General features: G+C 65.1%; 1 protein-coding gene. It reads right to left on the bottom strand.

Going from position 1 to position 229, the window contains the following annotated elements; all coding sequences use genetic code 11:
* Positions 1-34: 34 nt before the first annotated feature.
* The coding region (locus H6A15_RS10290) for an ATP-binding protein (RefSeq protein WP_239462515.1) at positions 35-229 on the bottom strand (195 nt) is incomplete at its 5' end.

Here is a 229-nt window from a genome sequence, read left to right as displayed (position 1 = left end):
CGGTACCGCCCTTCCGCCTATCGGGTACCGGGCGTCAGTCCCAGTAGCCCTTCTCCGCTTGCGCCTTGAGATCGGCGGTGTATTCGCGCATGTTCGGTCCCTTGATATCGAGGACCCTGGCGTGCTCCACGGCCCGGTTCAGTATCGAGTCGGCGCACAGCTCCGAGTTGATCCTCAGGTACCACTGGTCGGGCTCGAGCTGCGACGCGAACATCGTCGAGCCGCGGCC

This window comes from Enorma phocaeensis, assembly GCF_016901575.1.
GTDB lineage: Bacteria > Actinomycetota > Coriobacteriia > Coriobacteriales > Coriobacteriaceae > Limicola > Limicola phocaeensis_A.
Note: the sequence above shows the minus strand (reverse complement) of the source record. Positions and strands in the feature narration are given on the sequence as shown.